Consider the following 4022-nt stretch of genomic DNA (forward strand, 5'->3'; position numbering starts at 1 on the left):
GTTACACATCTACCGAGCTTATGTCCCGTGTGGGCAGAATGGACGCCAACCATGTGGACAATGCCAACCTCTGTCTCATCGAGCGTATCTTTCCACGCGCATGTCGTACCGACCGGCGTGCCCCAATAGGTCGCAAAATAGAGCCCCTCCGGCTCAAACACATCGCGATCCATAATATCGCGGCGGGCATCTTCAGCCGTGCGTTCACCACCAAACGAGTCGCTGATCACGTTTGCCCAGTGTACATCGTCCCCCTCTTGGTAGGTGCGGATTTCATACCCCTCCGGAATCTCCATTTGGGGCAATCCATCCAAATTGGGTCGAACCATTCTCAATTGCCTTGCCATCGGGTTCTCCTGTGTATATATGCCATTTTGAAGCCGGTGATCAACTAACTCAACTCCGTACTCGACATCTGCTCCAGAGCGAGCATAAGTGCTTGCGTCCCTAAGCGCCCATGGCCTTGAGCTTGGACAGCGAGATACAGTTGATGCACAAGGGCGAGTCCGGGCAAGCTGAGGTTCATCTTCTTGGCTTCATCAAGCGCGATACCCATGTCCTTGATAAAGTGTTCGACGAAGAAGCCGGGGTCAAAGTTACGTTGGAGAATGCGAGGGGCAAGGTTATCAAGCGACCAACAGGCAGCTGCGCCTCCGCTGATCGACGAGAGCATCGTCTCCAAGTCTAATCCTGCTTTGTACCCGTACAGCAATGCTTCACAGACACCGGCCATCGTTCCAGCGATCGTGATTTGGTTACACATCTTGGTGTGCTGTCCTGCGCCCGCGCCGCCCTGATGCACGATATTACCGCCCATCGCGTCAAAGAGGGGCATGACCGTTTCAACGGCATCGGCATCGCCGCCCACCATAATGGAAAGCCGCGCTTCCCGTGCACCAACATCGCCACCGGAAACCGGAGCATCAATCGAAGAGACACCCAACGGTTTCGCTGCTGCGTAAATCTCTTGCGCCAACGAAGGCTCAGTGGTTGTCATGTCAACAATCAAACTGCCAGACTTCGCGCCTTTCAAAATGCCATTATCGCCGAGATAGACTTCACGTACATCGGGCGGGAACCCGACGATGCTGAAGATAACATCGGACGCTGCGGCAACTTCGCTCGGTGAATCTGCCCATGAGGCTCCATCATCAAGCAGCGGTTGCGCTTTTGCTTTGGTTCGATTGTAGACCGTCGCTGAATACCCGAGGTCCATGATATGTTGACACATCCAGCGTCCCATCACGCCTGTACCAACCCAGCCAATTTTTGTACTCTGTGGATCAATTGTTGTTGCCATAATTTTATCTCCTTAGAATTAATTATAGGTTGTGGTTCATGTTAAGAAATCATCCAACAGAAACCGAGTTTTTTCAAAATTCGGTTTCTCTTAGCGTTTTACACTTTCTTTTTCTATGACCCTCGTAGGTCGGACACCAATGAACTGATGCACAATTAGAGCCAACCATTCGCCCGATACCAATCTGCCGTTCCCTGAATCCCGTTTTGAAGGGTATAGGTTGGGCGATAGCCGAGTTCCTTTTGTGCCTTTGTGCTGTCACAGATCCAAAATCGCTGCTTCAGATCTTGGACTTTTTGGCGATTCAAAGTTGGAGTTTGGCGCGTAATTTTCGCTGCAGCCTCCGCAAAGATTGAAATAAAATCCAACAAGAAAAACGGCACCTTCAGCTTAATCGGACGCTTTTCCAGTGCATCAGCAATTACGCGCTCAATCCCCCTCCATGTATGAATATCACCATCTGTCAAAAAATAGGTCTCGCCGATTGCACGCTCGGATGCAGCAGCAGTATAAATACCTGCTACCAAGTCTTTCACATGCACCAAACTCAACAGTTTATCGGCATCACCGAGGATTGGTATCACTCCACGATTAATCATCTGAAAAAAGAGAAAGATGTCTGCATCCCTCGGTCCATAAACCGCCGGTGGACGAATAACTGTNACAATCATCTCGCCTTTGAGTTTGCTGCTTCCGTAATCCGTTAGTGGCTGCGGGGTAACATCTTCCGTGTTCGGTGTTGCGTCGCGACTTGGACCAACTGCAGCGAGGCTGCTGCAGTAGACAAACCGATCTAAACTTGTCTGTACACCTAAACACGCTTCAATGAGACGCTTTGTTCCTTTAGCGTTGACTCGGTCATAGGTTGCAGCGTCCGGCGCTTTGGTCAAACCGGCGAGATGAAAAACCAAATCAACACCTCGAATATGCTCCACCAGAACATCGAAGTCGTGCAAATCACCAATGACCAGTTCGACCTGCGACGATTTCGATGTAAGGAGATGATCGAGCCAACGCAGATTGCTCGTTTTACGGATTAAGCAGGTGACATGGTAGCCTTGATCGACAAGGTGCTCGACCAGATGGCTGCCGATGAAACCTGTGCCACCGGTGACATAAGCCTTCATAAGTAGAGCGTAAACGGACTCATAAACTCCGCGTGAGTTTATTCCTCGATTTCCTCATTTTCTTTTCGATGTCGGAGGTCCTTCGTCAATTGCGACATCAAAACAATGCCTCCAACCGCGACGCCGCAATAGGTTGTGAAGAATCGTGTGATTAGGGCATACAGGCCAGTTGCTCCGGCAATTCCTCCGGAGACGAGGAGTGGCTTCATCAGAATCGCAATTAAAAACTCTGAAATGCCACTTGCGCCCGGGCTAGGGGCGAATATGGTCACAAAACTGATTATTACTTGGACCGCAATGACATGCCAAAAAGGAGCGTCTCCTCCCAAGGCGCGAACAACAACATAACCACCGACGAACCGACTCATATAAATACCCATCGTAAAAACGAAACTCAACAGGCAGACTAATTTATGTTCAGTGACAAACATACGAGTGAATGCTTTGTGCTCCCCAATCACGTTTTCGAGGGTGAGAATCAGGCGGTCCAGGAGATTTGCAGCAAGTCGAAAGCCACGTCGTTCTGGCAGTTGGATACGGGTCAGAGGAAGCAATATTGTTTCTGGTTTGATGAGCAAAATGAGAAAGACAGAAAGGGTAAGCGCAAACATCAACAGGCTATATTGACTGACAAGCGTAATCGCTTTGGGAAGAAAGTCGGGCGCACGCTGCACAACATACCCTGTCGAAAGCATAAGAAACGTCAGTGTGCCAATGAAGCTGATGACGCCGGTGGTCACAGTTCCTGAGAACGGGACACCCGCCCGATTAAAAATATAAAGATGCCCAAGGCCCCCAGTTTGAAAGGGTGTGATTCCTCCGATACATATGGTTGCCAAATTGGCTCGTAGACCGTGCAGAAATGTCACGTGCGGTGACATCTTCCGCACAAAAATATAGAGACGTGCACCGCCTGATAACCAATCGCAGAACATGAAAAGCGCTGCGAGAAGTAAAAATCTCCCGTCCATTGAGCGTAAGACAACCCCGATATTCGCAGTATCGCTCCGTAAAAAGCTAAGATATAATCCAATAATTGTGCATAGAATAAAAATAAGTATGCCACGAGCGAAATTTTTCGGATTGAGCGATCTGCTAACGAATTCCTTCATACACTGTTTCCTTGGTACATACCTGTTTCAAAGCAGATTGGTGTGCCAACTTTGAATTGATGGATTGGAGTCTTAACCAATGGCGCTAGTCTGCAGCTGTTGATAATGTGATGCGTGAAACGTCAAAACCATTGGTTAATCGGTTCATTTAGCTCCAGAGGGGCGACATGTCTATAGTACACGGATAAACAAAGACCCTAAAGCCCCAGAGGGGCGACATGTGTATCCGAAGGGTGGAACGTCCGGAAAATGAATGAACCAACCGACTAATGAATCAATGAACTCACCGATAAATCGGGGTTCAAAGCGACTTGAACAATGTGGAAACGACTTTCTCACTAACTAGCACCAAGGGTTACTATAGGATGCAGGCTTGACATAGCAAACTTCAGGGCAATGAGGGCTTTTACCAAAAAATCCTTTAGGTCTAAAGCCCAAGCATTTGTGCTTTGGATACAGATTGCTTTAGCACGGTTTTGCGTT

At 48.7% G+C, this 4022-nt stretch carries 4 protein-coding genes; all 4 read right to left on the reverse strand.

Annotated elements, in window-relative coordinates; all coding sequences use genetic code 11:
* Window positions 1–347: GNAT family N-acetyltransferase (locus tag J4G02_20925; protein ID MCE2396987.1), on the reverse strand; the 347-nt coding region annotated here is incomplete at its 3' end.
* 44 nt (window positions 348–391) lie between these two features.
* Window positions 392–1300, reverse strand: a complete 909-nt coding sequence (locus tag J4G02_20930) for an NAD(P)-dependent oxidoreductase (GenBank protein ID MCE2396988.1) — start codon at window positions 1298–1300, stop codon at window positions 392–394.
* A 155-nt stretch (window positions 1301–1455) separates the two neighbouring features.
* Window positions 1456–2427, reverse strand: coding sequence for a GDP-mannose 4,6-dehydratase (locus J4G02_20935; protein MCE2396989.1), 972 nt, complete (start codon window positions 2425–2427; stop codon window positions 1456–1458).
* A gap of 38 nt (window positions 2428–2465) precedes the next feature.
* Window positions 2466–3539, reverse strand: coding sequence for a flippase-like domain-containing protein (locus tag J4G02_20940; GenBank protein ID MCE2396990.1), 1074 nt, complete (start codon window positions 3537–3539; stop codon window positions 2466–2468).
* Window positions 3540–4022: the final 483 nt, after the last annotated feature.

It is taken from the genome of Candidatus Poribacteria bacterium (assembly GCA_021295755.1).
GTDB lineage: Bacteria > Poribacteria > WGA-4E > WGA-4E > PCPOR2b > PCPOR2b.